Source organism: Micrococcus sp. FDAARGOS_333 (assembly GCF_002206575.2).
Classification (GTDB): domain Bacteria; phylum Actinomycetota; class Actinomycetes; order Actinomycetales; family Micrococcaceae; genus Micrococcus; species Micrococcus lylae.
This window is the reverse complement of record NZ_NJFJ02000001.1, coordinates 1,345,083-1,363,257: the sequence shown is the minus strand read 5'-3', so window position 1 is coordinate 1,363,257 and position 18,175 is coordinate 1,345,083. Positions and strand designations below refer to the sequence as shown.

15 protein-coding genes are annotated in these 18,175 nt (G+C 71.0%); 7 read left to right on the top strand and 8 right to left on the bottom strand.

Annotated elements, in window-relative coordinates; all coding sequences use genetic code 11:
- Window positions 1-146: 146 nt before the first annotated feature.
- From hrpA to CEQ11_RS06080, 6 genes are all read left to right on the top strand, one after another.
- Window positions 147-4,262, top strand: coding sequence for an ATP-dependent RNA helicase HrpA (gene hrpA / locus CEQ11_RS06105; protein WP_088478063.1), 4,116 nt, complete (start codon window positions 147-149; stop codon window positions 4,260-4,262).
- A 251-nt stretch (window positions 4,263-4,513) separates the two neighbouring features.
- Window positions 4,514-4,834, top strand: a complete 321-nt coding sequence (locus CEQ11_RS06100; protein WP_088478062.1) for a hypothetical protein — start codon at window positions 4,514-4,516, stop codon at window positions 4,832-4,834.
- Between the two features lie 175 nt (window positions 4,835-5,009).
- Window positions 5,010-5,570 carry a hypothetical protein gene (locus CEQ11_RS06095; RefSeq protein WP_227718761.1) on the top strand — a complete coding sequence of 187 codons (561 nt, stop codon included), beginning with the start codon at window positions 5,010-5,012 and terminating at the stop codon, window positions 5,568-5,570.
- Window positions 5,567-6,631 carry a hypothetical protein gene (locus tag CEQ11_RS06090; RefSeq protein ID WP_067189148.1) on the top strand — a complete coding sequence of 355 codons (1,065 nt, stop codon included), beginning with the start codon at window positions 5,567-5,569 and terminating at the stop codon, window positions 6,629-6,631. The genes CEQ11_RS06095 and CEQ11_RS06090 overlap by 4 nt, the downstream gene beginning before the upstream one ends.
- The gene (locus CEQ11_RS06085; RefSeq protein ID WP_088478061.1) at window positions 6,628-7,281 is read left to right on the top strand and encodes an ABC transporter ATP-binding protein; all 654 of its coding nucleotides are present in this window, start codon (window positions 6,628-6,630) and stop codon (window positions 7,279-7,281) included. The genes CEQ11_RS06090 and CEQ11_RS06085 overlap by 4 nt, the downstream gene beginning before the upstream one ends.
- A complete protein-coding gene (locus CEQ11_RS06080; RefSeq protein WP_088478060.1) occupies window positions 7,278-8,369 on the top strand; it encodes an FtsX-like permease family protein in 1,092 nt (363 codons plus the stop codon). Before CEQ11_RS06085 ends, CEQ11_RS06080 begins: the two co-directional genes overlap by 4 nt.
- Window positions 8,370-8,393: 24 nt before the next feature.
- Here CEQ11_RS06080 and CEQ11_RS06075 read toward each other — a convergent pair whose 3' ends face one another.
- Both CEQ11_RS06075 and CEQ11_RS06070 read right to left on the bottom strand, forming a co-directional pair.
- Window positions 8,394-8,825, bottom strand: coding sequence for an HIT family protein (locus CEQ11_RS06075; RefSeq protein WP_067189139.1), 432 nt, complete (start codon window positions 8,823-8,825; stop codon window positions 8,394-8,396).
- 78 nt (window positions 8,826-8,903) lie between these two features.
- Window positions 8,904-9,746, bottom strand: coding sequence for a sulfurtransferase (locus tag CEQ11_RS06070; protein WP_227718903.1), 843 nt, complete (start codon window positions 9,744-9,746; stop codon window positions 8,904-8,906).
- A gap of 362 nt (window positions 9,747-10,108) precedes the next feature.
- Between CEQ11_RS06070 and CEQ11_RS06065 the strand changes: the two genes are divergently transcribed.
- A complete protein-coding gene (locus CEQ11_RS06065) occupies window positions 10,109-10,528 on the top strand; it encodes a Fur family transcriptional regulator (protein ID WP_067189137.1) in 420 nt (139 codons plus the stop codon).
- 331 nt (window positions 10,529-10,859) lie between these two features.
- Here the strand turns inward: CEQ11_RS06065 and CEQ11_RS06060 are convergent, their stop codons facing one another.
- The 6 genes from CEQ11_RS06060 to CEQ11_RS06035 form a co-directional block, all read right to left on the bottom strand.
- A complete protein-coding gene (locus CEQ11_RS06060; protein WP_088478058.1) occupies window positions 10,860-11,690 on the bottom strand; it encodes a metal ABC transporter ATP-binding protein in 831 nt (276 codons plus the stop codon).
- On the bottom strand, window positions 11,687-12,595 hold the full coding sequence (gene aztB, locus CEQ11_RS06055; protein WP_088478057.1) for a zinc ABC transporter permease AztB: 909 nt from the start codon (window positions 12,593-12,595) through the stop codon (window positions 11,687-11,689). The genes CEQ11_RS06060 and aztB overlap by 4 nt, the downstream gene beginning before the upstream one ends.
- A 61-nt stretch (window positions 12,596-12,656) precedes the next feature.
- Complete coding sequence (locus tag CEQ11_RS06050; protein WP_227718760.1) at window positions 12,657-13,646, bottom strand: metal ABC transporter substrate-binding protein; 990 nt, start codon at window positions 13,644-13,646, stop codon at window positions 12,657-12,659.
- A gap of 228 nt (window positions 13,647-13,874) precedes the next feature.
- Window positions 13,875-14,933: a hemolysin family protein gene (locus CEQ11_RS06045; RefSeq protein ID WP_088478056.1), complete on the bottom strand. Its 1,059-nt coding sequence runs from the start codon at window positions 14,931-14,933 to the stop codon at window positions 13,875-13,877.
- The gene (locus CEQ11_RS06040; protein ID WP_067189222.1) at window positions 14,930-16,249 is read right to left on the bottom strand and encodes a hemolysin family protein; all 1,320 of its coding nucleotides are present in this window, start codon (window positions 16,247-16,249) and stop codon (window positions 14,930-14,932) included. The genes CEQ11_RS06045 and CEQ11_RS06040 overlap by 4 nt, the downstream gene beginning before the upstream one ends.
- Window positions 16,250-16,517: 268 nt before the next feature.
- Window positions 16,518-17,999, bottom strand: a complete 1,482-nt coding sequence (locus CEQ11_RS06035) for a GuaB1 family IMP dehydrogenase-related protein (RefSeq protein ID WP_088478055.1) — start codon at window positions 17,997-17,999, stop codon at window positions 16,518-16,520.
- Window positions 18,000-18,175 lie beyond the last annotated feature (176 nt).

Sequence of the window (18,175 nt, the reverse complement as noted above, 5' to 3'; positions counted from 1 at the left end):
CACCGTTGCACAATCGGGCACTCATCCCCAATGGAACCCCATGTCAGAGCGAGATTCAGGGAGTATGGAGACTGGTCACAGCAGGGGTTTGTGAGATGGAACACAGTCAGGTGCCTCCGAGGTGCCCACGTAGACTGTGCGACGTCATGACGCACCCCACCGCTTCGTACCCCGCCGTCGGCGCGCGCCCGGTCACCTTCCCCGAGCACCTCCCCGTCGCAGCCCGGCGGGAAGAGATCATGGAGGCGATCGCCGAACACCAGGTCGTGATCGTCGCCGGCGAGACCGGCTCCGGCAAGACCACCCAACTGCCGAAGATGTGCCTGGCCCTCGGCCTGGACGAGCACGGGACCGTCGGCCACACCCAGCCGCGCCGCATCGCGGCCCGCTCCGTGGCCGAGCGCATCGCCGAGGAGCTGCAGGAACCCATCGGCCAGACCGTCGGCTACCAGGTCCGCTTCACCTCGGCCACCTCCGCGGACACCCGCGTGAAGGTCATGACAGACGGCATCCTGCTCGCCGAGATCCCCCACGACCCGCTACTGAAGCGGTACTCCGTGATCATCATCGACGAGGCCCACGAGCGCAGCCTGAACATCGACTTCCTGCTCGGCTACCTCAAGCGGATCCTGCCGCAGCGCCCGGACCTGAAGCTCATCGTCACCTCCGCGACCATCGACCCCGAGTCCTTCGCCCGCCACTTCGGCCGGCCCGCCACGGAGCAGGACGATCCGGATCAGACCGTCGAGATCGCGGAGGGGGCCGTCGTCGTGCCCGCCCCGGTGATCGAGGTCTCCGGACGCACCTACCCTGTGGAGGTCCGCTACCGGCCGCTGGCGGCCGAGCCCTCCCCGGACGACCAGTACGACGACGCGGACGACGCCGCCGAGACCCGCGACCCCGTGGACGCGATCGGCGACGCCGTGCTGGAGCTGGCCGACGAGCCGGACGGGGACATCCTGGTGTTCCTCCCCGGCGAGCGCGAGATCCGCGACGCCGCCGACGCCCTCGAATCCGTGGTGGTCCGGCATGCCACGCTCGCCGGCACCGAGATCCTGCCGCTCTACGGCCGCCTGTCCATGGCCGAGCAGCACCGTGTGTTCTCCCGGGCGGGCAAGGGGGTGCGGCGGCGGATCGTGCTGGCCACCAACGTGGCGGAGACGTCCCTGACCGTGCCGGGCATCAAGTACGTCATCGACACCGGCACCGCCCGCATCTCCCGGTACTCGAACCGCACGAAGGTCCAGCGCCTGCCGATCGAGCGCGTCTCCCAGGCCTCGGCGAACCAGCGTTCGGGGCGCTCCGGCCGCACCTCGGACGGCATCGCGATCCGCCTGTACTCGGAGGAGGACTTCCTCTCCCGCCCCGAGTTCACAGACCCGGAGATCCTGCGCACCTCCCTGGCCTCGGTGATCCTGCAGATGCTCTCGCTCGGGGTGGCCACCACCCCCGGCGAGGTGCGGGACTTCCCGTTCCTGCAGTCCCCGGACGGACGGCAGGTCTCCGACGGCGCCACCGCTCTCACCGAACTCGGCGCCCTGAACACCGGTCAGCCGGTCACCCTGAGGAACGGGCGGACCCGCATCTTCCCGGCCGGGACCATCACCCCGCTCGGCCGCCGCCTGGCCCGCCTGCCCGTGGACCCGCGCCTGGGGCGCATGATCCTGGAGGCCGGCGAGCGCGGCTGCGTCCGCGAGGTCATGGTGGTGACCGCCTTCCTCACCCTCCAGGACCCGCGCGAGCGCCCCGCCGAGAAGCGGGAGCAGGCGGACGAGCTGCACGGCCGCTTCGCGGACGCGAACTCGGACTTCACGGCGATCCTCAACCTGTGGGCCTATCTGCGTGAGCAGCAGAAGGAGCTCTCCGGCAACGCGTTCCGCCGCCTGTGCCGCACCGAACACATCAACTACCTGCGGGTGCGCGAGTGGCAGGACCTGGTCCAGCAGCTGCGCCAGCTCGCCCAGCAGGTGGGTGTGTCCGTGCAGGCCGGCCCCGTGGACCCGGTGGGCCAGCACGACTCCGTGCACAAGGCGCTGCTGTCCGGGCTGCTCTCCCAGATCGGCTCCTACGACGAGCGGCGCCGGGAGTACACCGGACCGCGCGGCACCCGGTTCGCTGTGTTCCCCGGCTCCGCCCTGTTCAAGAAGCGTCACCCGCTGGTGATGGCCGCCGAGCTGGTGGAGACCTCCCGGCTCTGGGCCCGCACCGTGGCGCGGATCGAGCCGGAGTGGGCGGAGGAGGTCGGCGCCGGGCTGGTCAAGCGCAGCTACTCCGAGCCGCACTGGTCCCGCCGCCAGGGCTCCGTGGTGGCGCAGGAGAAGGTCACGCTGCTCGGTGTGACGCTGGTGCAGGACCGCACGGTGCGCTTCGGCCGGATCGACCCGGTGCTGTCCCGCGAGCTGTTCCTCCGCCGCGCCCTGGTGGAGGGCGACTGGAAGACCCGTCACCACTTCTTCGCCCGCAACCGGAAGGCCCTGGACGAGGTGGACGAGCTCGAGTCCCGTCTGCGCCGCCGGGACCTGCGCGTCTCGGACGAGGACCTCTTCGCCTTCTACGACGAGCGCGTGCCCGCGAACGTGGTCTCCGAGCGGCACTTCGACTCCTGGTGGAAGAAGCAGCGCCACAAGACCCCGGACCTGCTGGACTTCGACCCCGCCCAGCTGATGACCACCGCGGCCGAGGAGCTGGACCAGGACGCATTCCCCACCACCTTCATGCACCCGCTGCCCGGCGGGGACGCGCTCGAGCTGGACCTGGACTACACCTTCGACCCCACCGGAGCCTCCGGCACCGACGGCATCACGGTCACCCTGGACGTGCTGGTGCTGAACCAGATGGACCCGGAGCGCTTCGCCTGGCTCGTGCCCGGCCTGCGAGCCGAGCTCATCACCGCCCTGATCAAGGCGCTGCCCAAGGCCACCCGCAAGCACCTGGTCCCGGCCCCGGATGTGGCCCGCGAGCTCGCCGCCGCCCTGGAGGCCGGCGCGGACCCGCGCACCGAGTCCCTGCCGGAGGCGCTGTCCACGGCGGTGAGACGGCTGCGCGGGCAGATCGTGGAGCCCGGCGCCTGGCGCCTGGACGCCGTGCCGGACCACCTGCGCATGGACTACCGGATCGTGGACCACCGCGGCGCCGTGGTGGGCGCCGGTCAGGACCTGGCCGACCTGCAGACCCGCCTGGCCACGGCCAACCGCTCGGCCATCGCCGCACGCCTGTCCGGCAAGGACACCGCCGCCCCCACGCCCGGAGCCGGTCAGGGCAAGGGCTGGCGGGGACGGGGCACGGCGGGCCCAGGCACCCGGGAGGGGGCCGTCGTCGGGAAGGACGGGCGCGATGCCCAGGGCTCGGCGGCCGCCTTCCAGGAGCTGCACGGGCTGACGTCCTGGACGTTCGGGGCGCTCGAGCGGAAGGTGTCCACCGCTTCGGCCCCGGGCGGGCCGCGGATCACCGGCTATCCCACGCTCGTGCCGGAGCCGGGCCCGAAGGGTTCCCCGGCCGCCGGGCTGACGGTGGCGCGCTCCCGGGAGGATCAGGCCGTCTGGCACCGTGCCGGCGTGATCCAGCTGTTGCTGGCCACCCTGCCCTCACCGCAGCGCTACGTGATGGACCACCTGGACAACCGGGAGAAGCTGACCTTCACCCAGAACCCCCACGGCTCCGTGGACTCGCTGGTGGCGGACTGCACGACGGCGGCGGTGGACCGGCTCGTCGGGGACGAGCTGCCCTTCTCCGAGGCCGAGTTCCGGGCCCTGTTCGACCGCGTCCGCGCCGAGCTGATCGACACGGTCTTCGCGGTGACATCCCTGGTGGAGCGGGTGCTCTCCGGGGCCGCGGCGGTGCGCCGCCGTCTCAAGGGGTCCGTGTCCCTGGCGATGGCCCCGGCCCTGTCCGACGTGAAGGCGCACCTGGACCAGCTCGTCTTCGACGGCTTCGTGGCCGCCACCGGCTGGCAGCAGCTGCAGCACCTGCCCCGGTACATCGCCGGCATCGAGGCGCGGCTGGCCAAGCTGGACGCCGGCGGCCACCTGCAGCGCGACGGCCAGCACATGGCGATCGTCCAGGGACTCGAGGACGACTTCGACGCCGCCGTGGAGGCGCACCGGAGCCGATACCCGGACACCCCACTGCCGGCGGATCTGGACGCGGTGCGCTGGCTGATCGAGGAGCTGCGGGTGTCCTTCTTCGCCCAGGAGCTCGGCACCGCCGTGTCCGTGTCCGAGAAGCGCGTGCGCCAGGCGCTGAACCGGGCGAAGGGTGCCTGAGGCGCAGGCCGGTAGACGTGCACCTCGCCAGAGCCCCTGGCCGAGGCACGGCGCGTCACTTCGTCGGCCCTCCCCGTCTGATGCCCCCTCGTGAAAGCATCCGCCAGCGCGTGAAATTCCAAGATCCGAGGCATGTCGCGGTCTCCTCTGTGTCGGAGTCTCCTGTCTTCTATCGCGCAATCCATGAGCACTGAGATATTGTGTGACTCACCCCACACACTCAGCGCCTACCTTTTACCCAGGAGATATCCATGAAGACGTGGATCACCCGCACGGGTGCTGCACTGGCAGCAGGCGCACTGCCGGCAGTCTCCGCTGCCACACAAGCTCAAGCACTGACCAAGAGCGGCACCCACACCTGCGACGCTGGCGGCGGGCACGTCGGCTTGCGCGCGGAGCAGCAGCTTCTCGGCCACACCATGCACTTCAACGTCGGAGGAAAAACCCACATGGTATCCCAGCGTTATTCGTACGGATTCAACTCCGGACTGCGCATGACGCAGAACTGGACGGCCAGTTCTGAGTCCCTTCTGCTTTCCGGCACCTACGGCTACTGCTACTACCCCTACTGAAGGCACCATGCGGCGTTACCAATGGACCGCCATAGCGCTGGCAGGAGCGCTCAGCGTCACGGCGTGCGCTGGCTCTGGGAGTCCCCCCGCCCAATCCGACGCCCCGACCCAGGCAGGGCTCGAGTCCTCCTGGGACCCCTCGAGTTGGGCCCCTACCGAGAAGATCGAGCCACGGATGACGGACGAGGCGGAGCGAGAGCAGTGGTACCAGGAGAAGATCGCCGCTGATGCCCGCGCCCTCGGCCTCGACGACGTCCCCAACGTCGATCGTCGCGGCTGGGCGACGTCCACGACAGACCACGAGAAGTGGGTCGCCGACTGCATGACGGACCGCGGCGTCCCGACCACCTACGGTCCAGCCCGCGGCGGTATCCAGTACGACACTCCGCCGGAGTCACAGAAACAGGCCGTGGCGCTGGTCGAGTGGACATGCTCGTCGATGTACCCGATCGATCCCACTCTCCTACAGGACTGGACGGACGCACAGCTGCGCCTCGTCTACGACTACTGGGAGCAGTACGAGATCCCGTGCCTCGAGGCCCGTGGCTTCACCGTGGACACCTCCGCACGTCCCTCGAAGGAGTCCTTCGTGGCGAAGTTCCACACCCAGGAACGGCACCGGTGGTGGCCCGTGCAGGACACCCTGGTCGGCCTCGACGACGCCCGCTACGCAGACGTCATCGAAGCCTGCCCCGAGTTCCCCTCGGACGCCGTCCTCTATGGATATGACGGATGAACCGCACCAAGATCCTTCGCTGGGCCGCTGGCATTCTCGTCCTCGCCCTCGTGGGCATCGCGGCCTTCTGGGCCGGTCGGACCACTCTGGCTCCGGCGGACAGCACGGTGCAGCGGCCGTCCAGTGACAGCACCGTCACGGTCGAGGAGCATGAGCTCGGACGCGAGATCACCGTAGGCACGGCAGTCAAGCGAGAACAGACGCCCGCTGCCACCAATCTGCTGGACGGGGTGGTCACCCAGGCCTCAACCTCCGGCGAGTTCGCCGCAGGCGACGTGCTCTACGCGGTCGCTCAACGCCCCGTCGTCCTCGTCACAGGCACCATGCCCATGTGGCGCCCCCTCACTGAAGGTGCCGCCGGGGACGACGTCACGGCGTTCCAAGAGATGCTCGCGGCAGATCAGCGCGGCCTGAAGGTCTCCGGAACCTGGGACGCGGCCACCGCACAGGCCTGGAAGGCCTGGTTGGCCGACCGGGGATATCCGGAAGCGGACACGGTCGAACTGGGTCAGCTCGTCATGGTGGAGGAGTCGCCCATCTCACTGGCGATCGACACGCAGTCCGGCTCCGTGGGAACACAGCTCACCGGCGGGGAGACGGTCGTCTCCATGCCAAGCAGCGATCCCGCGTTCGTGATCGAAGCATCGTCCCAGGAGCAGGCCGCCCTGATCCCCGCAGGAACCCTCGTGACCGTCCCCTACGGTGAGCACACCTGGAAGGCCATCGCCGGTGAGGCGTCCCAAGCAGACGACGGCCCCGTCGAGATCCCGCTGACCTCCCCCGACGGCGGGGCCGTCTGCGCCGACCGATGCGCCGACCTACCGGCGGAAAAGAGCACCAGTCTCCTGTCCCAGGTGAGCGTGGTCCCGCCCCAGTCCGGCCCAGTGGTCCCCGTCTCCGCCCTGCGTGCACAACCGGACGGACGCACCGTGGTGACCGTCGTCGAGGACGGCGTGGACGAGGAACGGGAGGTCACCGTGAAGACCTCCGCCGATGGTCTGGCCGTGGTTGAGGGCGTCGAGACAGGCGAACGGGTCCGAGTGCTGAACGAGGCGCCATGAGCGCCCCGTCAGCGGGTGTGTCCGTCGAGGACCTGCGCTTCGCCTACCGGCGCGGGGCCGAGGAGATCTTCGACGGTCTCACCTACTCCTTCACTCCCGGTGCGGTCACGGCCCTGACCGGGCCGTCCGGCAGAGGGAAGTCGACGCTGCTCTACGTGCTCGCACTGATGCTGACGCCGACCACCGGCAGAGTGCGACTGGGAGAGACCGACGCCTCGTCCCTTCCCGATCGGGACCGGTCAGGGATCCGGGCCGGCACGATCGGCTTCGTGTTCCAGGACTCCGAACTGGATCCGTCACGCTCGATCGTCGACTCCGTCATGGAGCCGGGGCTCTACGCCGGCCTGGAGAAGGGAGCATTGGAGGACCGGGCCCGGAGCCTGCTGGCCAGGTTCGGGCTCGAGCACCGGGCCGACCACCGGCCGGGTGAGATCTCCGGTGGGCAGGCACAGCGCGTGGCCGTGTGCCGTGCCCTGGTCAATGAGCCTGCCGTCATCCTTGCCGACGAGCCCACCGGGAATCTCGATCCGGACAACGCAGCACTCGTGCTGGACGCCTTGGCCGAGGCTGCGGCCGAGGGGCGGACGGTGATCGTCGCCACCCACGACCCCCAGGTGGTGTCCCGCGCCGACGAGGTGGTGAGGCTGTGAGGATCGCCGTCCTGCTGCGAGAGGCCCTGGCGTCTGCCCGCAGCGCCCTCGTCCCCTCCCTCCTGGTCCTGCTCGTCGTCGGTGCCATGTGCCTGGCCTGCGTGCTGACCGTCGGCCGTCAGGCCGCCACGGAACAAGCCATCGCCGAGGAGCTGTCCGGACCCGCGGCCCGCGTGCTGACCCTGACCGACAACGGCTCCTCCGCTCTGACAGACGCCACGGTCCAGACGCTCACCGGCCTGGACACCGCCGCCAGTGTCATCGCCCAGCAGATCCCTGTGGACACCGTCAACGGCGCCCTCGGTGAGGGCAGCACACCCATCCCCCTCAGCGGCGTCACGGGCACCGTGAACACCAGCATCGAGCTGACACGGGGACGCATGCCCGCCGCGGGAGAAGTCGTGTTGCCCGAGGCGAAGCTGGCAGAGTTCGGCTTCGCCGAGCCGTCCGGCTTCCTGGAGGCATCCGACGGACGGCAGTGGGCCGTCGTCGGGGCCTTCACGGCTGAAGAGCCGTTCAGCGACCTCACCGACTATGCGCTGGCGGCTCCCACCGGTGCTGATCACGTCTCGTTCCAGACCGTCCGCGTCCTGGCAGCAGACGTGTCCAGCGTGAGAGCCATGCAGACGGCCGTGGTGGCCGTGGTCGACCCCGCCGAGAACGACGTCCGCGTCCAGACGGCGAGCGCGCTCTCTGAACAGAACAGGGCCGTCACCGGCCAGCTGGCCGGGCTGGGACGCTCCCTGCTGGTGCTGATCCTCGGCGCGGGCGCGTTCTTCGTGGCCATCGTCGTGCTCTCGGACGTGCTCATCCGCCGCCGGGACCTGGGACGGCGCCGTACCCTCGGCATCACCCGTGCGGACCTCGTCGGCCTGGTCGCAGCCCGGACGGGTGTGCCCGCTGCGCTGGGTGCCGTCCTCGGCTCGGGCACCGGTTATGTGGTCCTCACCGTCCAGGGCAACAGTCTTGGAGTGGACTTCGTGGGCGCCGTCGCCGTCCTCGCTGCCCTGACCGCGGTGGCGGCGAGCCTGCCCCCGGCGACTTTCGCCGCCTTCCGGGACCCGGTCAGGGTCATGCGCACAGCGTGAGGGCCGAGGCCTCTGGAGCGAGGCTCAGGTCTGGGGGACGCGCTCGCCGTGGCCGGCGTCGCGCAAGGCGGCACGGATCTTCTCCGCGGCCTCGTCCAGGTCCGCCTGGTCCGGGTTCTGGTCCTTCCGGTCCAGGTCGAAGTCCCGCAGCGAGTTGGAGGGCCACACGTGCACGTGCAGGTGCGGGACCTCATAGCCGGCCACCATGAGGCCGGCGCGGGCGGCCCCGAAGGCCTCCACCTGCGCCTTGCCGATGGTGTGGGCCACGCCCATCACATGCGCCACCGTCTCCGGGTCCGCGTCCGTCCAGCGGTCGACCTCGTCGACGGGGACCACGAGGACGTGTCCGGGCTGCAGCGGCGCGACGTCCAGGAAGGCGACGCAGGTCTCGTCCCTCCACACGAAGCGGCCGGGGATCTCTCCGTTGATGATGCGGGTGAAGATCGTGGCGGACATGAGGTGTCTCCTTCGACGTCGTCGGGTGTCTCGATCTGTGCGGTCATGCTCCGGGGCCGGCGCGCTCCGTCCGGTCCGTCAGCGGCTCCGAGGTGCGAGGCTGCCGACGGCAGAGCCGTCAGGCGCGGAACCGGCAGGCTCCGGGCCGGTGGCCACGGGTCGGTGCGGGTCGTTGCACCAAGCAGACCACGAGCCGGGGAACAGCGCCACCCCGTGCAGGCCGGCGGCCGCCATGGCCATCACCTGGTGCGCGGCCGTCACCCCGGACCCGCAGTACACGGCCACCGGGGCGTCCTCGTCCACCCCGGCGGTGACGGCGGCGAAGCGCTCGGCGAGGTCCTCCTGGGGAAGGAGGCGGCCGTCGTCGTCCAGGTTGCCGGTGGTCGGCAGGTTCACGGCGCGGGGGATGTGACCGGCTACCGGGTCCAGCGGCTCGGTCTCGCCGCGGTACCGTTCCGGCGCGCGGGCGTCCAGCAGCAGGCCCGCCTCGGCGATCGCCTCGGCGCCGTCCGCATCCACCACCGGCATGCGGCCCCAGGAGGCGCAGGCGGAGCCGGGGGCCGGGATGACCTCGCCGGCCTGCAGGGCCAGGCCCGCGTCCCGCCAGGCGGCCAGGCCGCCGTCGAGCACCAGGCTGGAGCGGATGCCGGCATGGCGCAGCAGCCACCACGCGCGGGCGGCGGAGGTGCCGCCGCAGTCGTCGTAGACCACCACGGTGTCGCCGTCGTCCACACCCCAGCGCCGCACGGTCTCGGCGAAGTCGGCCGGCGTCGGCAGCGGGTGGCGGCCGTCCTGCGGGCTGCCGTGGCCGGCCAGGTCCCCGTCCATGGAGACGTACACGGCCCCGGGGAGGTGGCCGCGCAGGTAGGCGGCGTGGTCCGCGCCCCCGGCCGCAACGGACCAGCGCACGTCCAGCAGCACGACGCCCCGGCCACCCTCCGGGCGGTCCCCGGAGGCGAAGGCGGGAGAGGCCGCACGCGCCGGAGGGGTGCCGCCCGGGATCTCGTGGCCCAGCCACGCCGCCAACGTCTCCACGCTCACGAGCAGGGGCGGGCCCGCCGGGTCTGCGGGGGCGGCCGACTCGACGACGGTGTGCGATCTGCTCTGGCTGTCCACGGCTCCCACTCTAGTCCCGGTCTCCGGTCCACGGCAGGCCTGTGCACAACCCCGGCAGCCTCGGATTGCTAGGCTGACAGGCGGGGATCGGCGCCGTCCACGTGTTGTGTCCGGCGCAGCCGTCGGTCCCCCGATGCACCGATGTGAGCCTGTAGGAGGCAGACACCGTGACCACCACCGGCCCCCAGGGCACCGCGCCCCGCGGACGCACCACCCGACAGAAGGTGGCCGTGGACCGCGCCCTGGGGGAACTCGACGACTTCGTCTCCGCCCAGGAGCTGCACCAGCACCTCAAGGACTCCGGGGACCGCGTCTCCTTGGCCACCGTGTACCGCACCCTCCAGCAGCAGCTGGACGAGGGCCGCGTGGACGTGCTGCGCCGCGAGGACGGCGAGTCCGTCTACCGCCGTTGCGTCGCCGACGAGCACCACCACCACCTGGTCTGCCGCCGCTGCTGGAAGACCGTGGAGATCACCGCCCCGGACGTGGAGGAGTGGGCACAGCGGGTCGCCCAGGACCACGGGTACACCGAGCCGTCCCACACCCTGGAGGTCACCGGTCTCTGTGCGGAGTGCTCCGCCTCCTGACGGTGCGTCGACTGAAGGTGCTTCGGCTGAAGGTGCGTCGACTGAAGGTGCGTCGGTTGTAGGGGCTTCGGCCCGTCTTCCCCTGCAGAGCGGGGTGCAACCCTGGCGCGTACTGGTGAGGACACACCGTCTCGCGCGTACTGGTGAGGACACACCGTCTCGCACGTACTGGTGAGGACACACCGTCTCAGGCCCCTCCACGGCGGACGATGAGGGCGTGTCCTCACCAGTTGGCGACGACCGACGGGACCAGTTCGCGACGACGGACGGGGTGCCGGGCGTTCAGTCCGGCGTGCAGCCTCTCCTACGGGCCGTTCAGTCCCGCGGGCGTTCAGTCCTGCGGGCGTTCAGACTCCACCGGCTCGTCCCAGAACGCACCCTGCGGGGCGTGGAGCGTGCCGATGCCGTAGACGGCCTCCAGGTTGGCGCGGGTCAAGACCTCCCGGGGCGGGCCGGAGGCCACCACGCGGCCGTTCATCAACACCACGTGCTCGGCGGCGAAGGCCTCGTCCAGGTCATGGGTGGTGAACACCACGGACACGCCGCGGGTGGGCTCCTCGTGGATCAGCTCGTCGATGGTCTGGGCGGAGACCAGGTCCAGGCCGGTGAGCGGCTCGTCCAGCATGAGCACGTCGTGCTCCTGGGCCAGGCCCTGAGCGACGTAGACGCGCTGGCGCTGCCCGCCGGAGAGCTCGGAGAGGTGGCGGCGGGCCAGGTCCGTGATCTTCATCCGCTCCATGGCCTCGTCCACGCGACGGCGGTCCTGACGCGTCAGGCGGCCGAACCAGCCGGTGCCGGCGTAGGTGCCCATGGTGACCACGTCCTGCACCGTGAGCGGGGTGCCCGGCGGCACCTGCACGGACTGCATCACGAAGGACACCTTCCGCGCATGCTCCTCGGCGGACTGGCCGTGCACGGTGACGGTGCCCTGCGTGGGCTTGAGCACCCCGGCCAGGGCCTGCAGCAGGGTGGACTTGCCGGAGCCGTTGGGGCCGATCACGGCCACCACTCCCCCGGCCGGAAGCGAGAAGTCCGAGGCGCGCACGGCCAGATGCTCGCCGTGGCGCAGCTCCACGCCGTGGCCGCAGGCCAGCTCGTCGGCGGGTCCGGGCAGGCGGTGGCCGCCGCCGGTCGGGTGCGTGTGGGCGTGCGCGGCGCTCATGCGGTGGGCTCCTTCACGGTCGGTTCGACGGCGGGCGTCAGCACTGCGTCCCCGGCCACGCGGCGTCCGGCGCGGCGGCCCCGGCCCCGGCCGCGGCGCAGCACGGCCTGCACGGTCAGCACCACGAAGAACAGGACGATCGGCACCAGGGCCATGGTGGCCGAGGCCGCGGTGTTCCAGTGGAAGGACAGGATCAGGCCGAGGGTGACGGAGAAGGCGCCCAGGACCATGGCGGTGAACATCATCGCCGGGACGGTGCGGGTGACCAGGGCGGCGGTGGCCGGGGGCCCGACCAGCAGGCCGAACACCAGCACGGTGCCCACGGCCTGGAACGAGCCGATCACGGCCGCGCCGATCATCACGAGCAGCAGCACGTGGGTCAGCTGCGGGCGCATGCCCAGGGACCGGGCCTTGGCCTCGGAGAAGCTCAGGGTCAGCAGCGGGCGGTAGAGCAGCAGGGCCAGCAGCACCACGGCCGCGGCGATGCCGCCCTGGATCCACAGGTGCTCGACGCTCACACCCAGGGCGTCTCCGAACAGGATCGACGTCAGAGACCCGGTGTAGGAGTCGGACATCGAGATGATGACCACGCCGAGCGCCATCATGCCCACGAACAGCAGGCCGATGGCCGTGTCCTCCTTGAGCGTGGTGGCCCGGTGCACCAGAGAGATGCCGGCGAGCATCACCACGGCGGCCACGGCCGCACCGACGTAGACGTTGCCGCCGAGCAGCACGGCGGTCGCGATGCCGGGCATCACGCCGTGCACGAAGGCGTCGCCGAAGAAGCTCATGCCGCGCAGCACCAGCCAGGTGCCCACCACGGAGCACATGACGGCCGCGATCAGCCCGCCCATCAAGGCCCGTTGCTGGAAGCCGAGCTCGAAGGGCGCGGTCAGCCATTCCATGTGCGGTCTCCTCTCTGGAGCGTGGATGCGGTCCCGGCCGGGGCCTGTGCCCCCGCGCGGGTCACTCGCCGAGCTCGTCGGCGAGCTTCTGGGCGTTGTAGACCATGGCCTTCTCGTAGGTGTCGGCCTCCGAGCCCTTCGGACCGATGCCGCCCTCGTAGAGCTCGACCACCGGGATGCCGTCGCTGTCCTGGGACAGGGAGGTCACCTCGGCCATCGGAGTGCCCACCGAGGTCAGCAGCGCCGAGGCGCCGTTGTCGCGCAGGATCTCGGTCAGCTCGGCCAGGGCCTGCGAGGAGGGCTTGCCGTCGGTGGAGCCGCCGGGGACGACCACGCCGGTGACCTCGAAGTCGTAGGCCTCGGCGAAGTAGCCGTAGGCATCGTGGTCCGTCATGAGGGTCCGCTTGTCCTCCGGGATGCTCGCGAGGATCTCGCGGACCTTCTCGTCGGTCTTCACCAGCTCGTCGTGGACCTGGGCTCCGCATTCGGCGTACTTCTCGTCCCCGGTCTTCTCCTGCAGGGTCTGGCCCATGAAGGTCGCGGCCTTCGCCATGCGGGCGGCGTCCAGCCAGAAGTGCGGGTCCTCCGAGCCGTGGTCGTGCCCGTCGTGGTCGCCGTGGTCGCCGTGGTCGTGGCCGGAGCCGGCGCCGAAGGGGATCGGGTCGACCTCCGGGGCCACCTCCACGATCTCGGCGCCGTCGGCCTCCGCGTTGCGCAGGGCCGAGCCCATGCCGCCCTCCAGGCCCAGGCCGTTGGTGAACACCAGGCCGGACCGGGCCATCTCGGCCACCTGCTGGGAGGAGGCGGCGAAGTCGTGCGGGTCGTCGCCCGGCCCCATCACGGACAGGCCCTGGGCGCCGTTGCACTGCGCGATCTGGTCCAGCACGGAGCCCAGCTGGGTGGTGGTCGCCACCGCCACGGTCTCCCTCTCGCCGCTGTCCTCGGCGCCCGGGCCCGTCTCATCGGAGCCGCCGCAGGCGGTCAGCGCCAGAGCGGAGGCGGACAGCAGGGCCGTGAGGGCCAGGAGTGGACGGGCGGAGGACACAGACATGCGTGCAGGCCTTTCCGTGACGGGGGTCCGGCGCGCCGAACACGACCGGAGGGAATGAAAATCGTTCGCAACGATAGCACTGCGGGCAGGGGTCCCGCGTCCGCGGAGGCGGCACCGCCGCCCGGACGTGAGGGATCTCCCACAGCCGTCTGCGGCGGACGGCCGGCGAGGGCACGACGACGGCCGCTCGCCGTCGTCAGGCGACGCGGCCGCCGTCGGGGGTCACCCTCAGGAGGGGTGCACCCGGCGGGTGGACTGGGTGGCGTCATGGATCTCGCCGACGAGCTCCTCGAGGACGTCCTCGAGGAAGAGGACGCCGACGGTCACGCCGTCCTCGTCGATCACGCGGGCCAGGTGCGAACCGGTGCGCTGCATCAGAGCCAGCGCGTCCTCGACCTCGTCCGCGGCGCGGACGTTGGCCAGCGAGCGGACCTTCGTCACCGGCACCGGCAGCTGATGGCCGCTCGGCGGGACGGTGAGCACGTCCTTGAGGTGGAGGTAGCCGGAGAGGCCGCCGTCGCCGTCGTCCACGGCGAAGCGCGAGTAGCCGAAGCGGCCGACGTTCCATTCGAAGCGCTCCGGGGAGATGCCCTCCGGGACGGTGACGACCTTGTCGATCGGCACCATGACGTCCCCGGCGGTGTTGTCCGAGAACTCGAGCGCCGAGTGCAGCACGCCGGACTCGTCCTCCAGGGTGCCGGACTTCGTGGACTCGGCCACGATCGACTGGACCTCTTCGAGGGTGTAGCTGGAGGCCACCTCGTCCTTCGGCTCCACGCCCAGGGCATGCAGTGCGAGGTTGGCGGTGCGGTTGAGGATCCAGATGATCGGCATCAGCAGCTTGGACAGCCACACCAGCGGGGTGGCCAGCAGCATGACCGCCCTGTCCGCGAAGGACACCGCGGCGTTCTTCGGGACCATCTCACCGAGGGTCACGTGCAGGAAGGTCACGATCAGCAGCGCCAGGACGAACGCGGTGACGTCCGCGACGCCCGCCGGCAGCCCGAGTGCCTCCATCGGCACGACCATCAGGTGGTGCAGCGCCGGCTCGGACACATTCAGGATCAGCAGGGAGCACACGGTGATGCCGAGCTGGCAGACCGCGAGCATCTGGGAGACGTGCTCCATGGCGAACAGGGCGACCTTCGCCTGGCGGGAGCCGGCGTCGGCCTTCGGCTCGATCTGCGAGCGGCGGGCGCCCATGACGGCGAACTCGCCGCCCACGAAGAAGGCGTTGGCCGCCAGCAGGACCACGAGCCAGATCAGGCCCATCACGTCGTCGCTCATGCGGTCGCCTCCCCGTCACGGGCGGGCGCGGGCTCGAACCGGACGCGCTCGATGCGGCGACCCTCCATGCGCTCCACAGAGATGGACCCGCCGTCGATCTCGACCACGTCGCCCACCTGGGCGATGCGGCCGAGGCGGGCCATGATGAAGCCGCCGATGGTCTCGTACGCACCGTCCTCCGGCACCTCGAGGGCGGCGATCTGAGCGTGCGCCTCGTCCGGGCGCAGATCCGCCGGGAAGTACCAGCGGCCGGAGGCGGTCTGGAGCACGCCCGGGGTGACACGGTCGTGCTCGTCCGCGACCTCGCCGACGATCTCCTCGACGACGTCCTCGAGGGTGACCATGCCGGCGGTGCCGCCGTACTCGTCCAGGACCACGGCCACCTGCAGCGGCGCCTCCCGCAGCTCGGTGAGCAGCTGGTCCAGGTGCACGGTCTCCGGAACCTGGATGACGTCGGTCATCACCGAGCCCGCGGTGAGGCCCTCACGGCGCTCCAGCGGGATCGCCACGGCCTTCTTCACGTGCAGCACGCCGCGGATGTCGTCCGAGGAATCGCCGATCACCGGGAAGCGGGAGTAGCCCGTGGAGCGGGCCAGGTCCAGCACGGCGGTGATGGAGTCGTCCGCGCCGATGGTCTCCATGCGGATGCGCGGGGTCATCACGTCGGCCGCGGTGCGGTCAGCGAAGCGCAGCGTGCGGTCCAGGAAGGTCGCGGTGCGCTCGTCCAGGGTGCCCATCTGCGCCGAGCGGCGCACCAGGGAGGACAGCTCCTCGGGGCTGCGGGCGCCGGAGATCTCTTCCTTGGCCTCCAGGCCCATGCGGTGCAGGACCTTGTTGGAGAAGCCGTTCAGCACCACGATCGCCGGCTTGAACACGGCGGTGAACATCAGCTGCGGGCGGGCCATCAGCCGGCCCAGGCGCATCGGCTCGGCGATGGCCAGGTTCTTCGGGATCAGCTCGCCGATCAGCATGGACAGCAGGGTCGCGATTACCATGGCGATGACGAGCGACGTGGTCCGGACGGCGGCCTCGGGGACACCGAGCTGGGCGAGCGGGTCGTCGATCAGGGCGCCGATGGCCGGGTCCATGACGTAGCCGGTGAGCAGGGTCGTCAGCGTGATGCCCAGCTGGCACGCCGAGAGCTGGGTGGACAGGGACTTGAGGCAGCGCAGCAGCGGTTCGGCCCCCTTGTCCCCGTCGTCCACCATGCGCTGGACGGTGGGGACGTCGATGGCGATCATCGAGAACTCGACGGCCACGAAGAATCCGGTGCCGAGGATCAGGAGCATGCCGAGGGCCAGGAGGATCCACTCCATCGTCAGCATCCCCCGCTCTCGGGGACGCCGGCCGTCATGGCGATGCGCGGTGCGTCAGATGCGCTGGGACTGGAAGGCTCCGATCCGGCCGCGTCGGCGACGCCGACATGGCGGGTGGGCGCAACAGAACAGTGTTGGTCCATAGTGCCCATGAGTATACGGGCCGAAGAGCACCTCTACTCTCCGCGCGCCGCGCGTGTGCGCGCACGGGACGCGGGCGCACGCACGTGGCACGAGCGGTCCCCTCCGGTCCCGGCAGCGCCGCAGGTCACCAGGACGCGGAGACCGGACGGCCCTCCTCGTAGCCGGCGGCCGACTGCACGCCCACCACGGCGCGCTCGCGGAACTCCGCGAGGGTGGTGGCGCCGGCGTAGGTGAGGCTTGAGCGCACGCCCGAGGTGATGGAGTCCAGCAGGTCCTCCACGGAGGGACGGGCGGGGTCGATGTACATGCGGGAGGAGGAGATGCCCTCCTCGAACATGGCCTTGCGGGCCTGGCTGAACGCGTCGTCGTGCCGGGTGCGGTGCTGCACGGCACGCGCCGAGGCCATGCCGAAGCTCTCCTTGTAGCGGCGGCCGTCCGGCCCCACCACCACGTCGCCCGGCGACTCCAGCGTTCCGGCGAACCAGGAGCCGACCATCACCTGGCTCGCTCCGGCGGCCAGGGCCAGCGCCACGTCCCGCGGGTGCTTCACGCCGCCGTCCGCCCACACGTGGGCGCCGCGCTCCCGGGCCGCCGCGGCGCACTCGAGCACGGCCGAGAACTGGGGGCGCCCGACCGCCGTCATCATCCGGGTGGTGCACATCGCCCCCGGGCCCACGCCGACCTTGACGATGTCCGCTCCGGCGGAGACCAGGTCCCGCACTCCGTCCGCCGTCACCACGTTGCCGGCCACCACGGGCACGCCGTCCACCTCGGAGCGGACCGTGTCCAGGGCCTGCAGCATGGTCGCCTGGTGTCCGTGCGCGGTGTCCACCACGAGCACGTCCACGCCCGCGTCCACGAGGTCACGGGCCTTCTGCCGGACCGGACCGTTGATGCCCACGGCGGCGCCGACGCGGAGGGTGCCCCGGCCGTCCAGGGCGGGGACGAACACGGTCGACCGGACGGCCCCGCGGTCGGTGAGGACGCCCACGAGGCGTCCGTGGCCGTCGTCGTCCCCCTGCTCCACGACCGGGGCGAGCCGCACGCGGGCCTCGGCCATGCGGTCGAAGGCGGCCCGCGCCGAGGAGGCGATCTGCTCCGGGGTGCCGGAAGGCACCTCGTCGGCGGTGAGCACCAGGACGGGCGAGGCCATGACGGAGCCGACCGCGGCCCACCGGTCCTTGCCCTCGCAGTCCGCGCGGGAGAGCAGGCCGAGGAGGCGGCCGTCGTCGTCCACCACGCAGACGGCGTCGTGGTTCCGGCGGTCGAAGAGGTGGATCGCATCCAGCAGCGGCGCCTTCGGGCCCACCGTGAGCGGGGTGTCCAGCACCGGGTGGGCCGCCTTCACGCGGGCCGTCACCTCGGAGATCACCTCCACGTCCACGTCCTGCGGCAGGATGCCCAGGCCGCCGCGGCGGGCCATGGTCTCCACCATCCGGCGGCCCGTCACGGCGGTCATGTTCGAGGCGACGAGGGGGATGGTGGTGCCGGTGCCGTCGTCGGTGGAGATGTCCACGTCCATGCGGGACGTCACCGAGGAGCGGGAGGGCACCAGGAAGACGTCCGAGTAGGTGAGGTCCGAGGTCGGCGGGGTCAGAAATCGCATGGAGCCAGTGTCCCAGATCACCCACGCCGGCGAGGCCCGCCCCGCGTGCGGGCAGAGGCGGCTGTCAGATGGTCAGAACGCGCCCGGAGAACACTATGATGGACAGAAGGCGATTCACCTGTCCCGCTGGTCGTGCGCGCGCGAAACGGCGCGTGCCCGGCAGGCGGCACCGGCAG

Coding starts and splice junctions, on each gene's coding strand:
- CEQ11_RS06100 (WP_088478062.1), top strand. CDS start 4,514: ATGAAGACGTGGATCACCCGCACGGGTGCTGCACTGGCAGCAGGCGCA.
- CEQ11_RS06095 (WP_227718761.1), top strand. CDS start 5,010: ATGACGGACGAGGCGGAGCGAGAGCAGTGGTACCAGGAGAAGATCGCC.
- CEQ11_RS06090 (WP_067189148.1), top strand. CDS start 5,567: ATGAACCGCACCAAGATCCTTCGCTGGGCCGCTGGCATTCTCGTCCTC.
- hrpA (WP_088478063.1), top strand. CDS start 147: ATGACGCACCCCACCGCTTCGTACCCCGCCGTCGGCGCGCGCCCGGTC.
- aztB (WP_088478057.1), bottom strand. CDS start 12,595: ATGGAATGGCTGACCGCGCCCTTCGAGCTCGGCTTCCAGCAACGGGCC.
- CEQ11_RS06060 (WP_088478058.1), bottom strand. CDS start 11,690: ATGAGCGCCGCGCACGCCCACACGCACCCGACCGGCGGCGGCCACCGC.
- CEQ11_RS06035 (WP_088478055.1), bottom strand. CDS start 17,999: ATGCGATTTCTGACCCCGCCGACCTCGGACCTCACCTACTCGGACGTC.
- CEQ11_RS06040 (WP_067189222.1), bottom strand. CDS start 16,249: ATGGAGTGGATCCTCCTGGCCCTCGGCATGCTCCTGATCCTCGGCACC.
- CEQ11_RS06045 (WP_088478056.1), bottom strand. CDS start 14,933: ATGAGCGACGACGTGATGGGCCTGATCTGGCTCGTGGTCCTGCTGGCG.
- CEQ11_RS06050 (WP_227718760.1), bottom strand. CDS start 13,646: ATGTCTGTGTCCTCCGCCCGTCCACTCCTGGCCCTCACGGCCCTGCTG.
- CEQ11_RS06085 (WP_088478061.1), top strand. CDS start 6,628: ATGAGCGCCCCGTCAGCGGGTGTGTCCGTCGAGGACCTGCGCTTCGCC.
- CEQ11_RS06075 (WP_067189139.1), bottom strand. CDS start 8,825: ATGTCCGCCACGATCTTCACCCGCATCATCAACGGAGAGATCCCCGGC.